Annotated in this window: 1 protein-coding gene and 1 pseudogene; both read right to left on the bottom strand. The window is 55.1% G+C overall.

The window, feature by feature from the left end:
* A partial coding sequence (locus AC1DM5_RS36470) for a flagellin N-terminal helical domain-containing protein (RefSeq protein WP_477976932.1) occupies window positions 1–396 on the bottom strand: 396 nt, incomplete at its 3' end.
* 281 nt (window positions 397–677) lie between these two features.
* Window positions 678–1,283 (bottom strand): annotated as a pseudogene (locus AC1DM5_RS36465) (flagellin); the annotation flags it as partial.
* Window positions 1,284–1,336 lie beyond the last annotated feature (53 nt).

The raw sequence follows: 1,336 nt of genomic DNA, 5'->3' as shown, positions 1-1,336 counted from the left end.
GTTTTCACCGGAGAAGGAAGCCGACTGAGCGATGCTGACGAGCTGGTCCTGCAGCTGGTCGATTTCTTCCTGAACCTTCTTCTTGTCGACGCCGTTTTCAGTAGCGGCAACAATCTTTGCCTTGATTTCGCCGACGACGTCGATAGCGCTGTCCATGGCGGTGTAGGCAGTGTCAACCTTGGCAGCACCGAGGCCGAGCGCGTCAGAAACAGCGCCGAGAGCCTTGTTGTCCGAACGCATGGTCGTTGCGATCGACCAGTAAGCAGCGTTGTCGGAAGCCTTGCCGATGCGGTAACCCGAGGAAACATGATCCTGGGTCTTGTTGAGGCCCTGGTTGATGCCACGCAGCGTCTGGAGAGCTGCCATAGCAGCGTTATTGGTGTTGATGCTCGTCATAGTATGTGTGCCCCTTTTGGCAGATGATAGGAAGGGACATTCCGGATTTGGGCCGGCCCACAGCGATCAGCATCATGCCTGTTAACCATTCTCGTTAGGGTTAACTCGCCGTTTCGATGGGCCTAGAAAACAGCAAGATGGTTAAGGAAAACTAAATTCCAAACTGAAATTTCGTAAAAATATCTGATACTTAGGAATGTTTTCATTAACCGAATATTAAAACATTCGAGGCCGGGGGTTACCCGGCCTCGAAGCTTTTCGGAGATGTGGCTGGACCGCTCTTAGCGGAAGAGCGACAGGATGTTCTGCGAAGAAGAGTTGGCGATCGAGAGAGACTGGATCGCGAGCTGCTGCTGCGTCTGGAGAGCAGAGAGCTTGGAGGATTCTTCTTCCATGTTGGCGTCGACCAGGCGGCCAATACCGGAGTCGAGCGACTTGCTGAGCGCGTTGACGAAGTCGTCCTGCATGTTGATGCGGGTGGAGATCGAACCGAGCTTTGCACCGGCAGAGGTCATGGCCTTCAGTGCGTTTTCGACGTTGGTCAGAGCKWGACCGAGGTCACCGATGGTCATGCTGGTGATGTCGAGCGAGTAGACCGAGCCGGCCGAACCGTTGGAGGTACCAAGGATACCCGTGGAGGTTTCGACCTGGCCGCCGCTCATGCCGAAGAGAACGTTGCCGGCCGAGCTGTTGTCCAGGACGTAATCGGTCATCTTGACGGATACGCCGTTCGARCCGTCACGAACGAAGGAAGACACAACGCTCTTCGTGCCGTTGGCGCCKGCAACCCAGTTTTCACCGGAGAAGGAAGCCGACTGAGCGATGCTGACGAGCTGGTCCTGCAGCTGGTCGATTTCTTCCTGAACCTTCTTCTTGTCGACGCCGTTTCGATTTCTTCCTGAACCTTCTTCTTGTCGACGCCGTTTTCAGTAGCGGCAAC

The sequence above is a fragment of the Rhizobium sp. 01T437 genome (genome assembly GCF_056398505.1).
The sequence above is the reverse complement of the archived record's forward strand: the minus strand, read 5'-3'. Positions and strand labels throughout refer to the sequence as shown.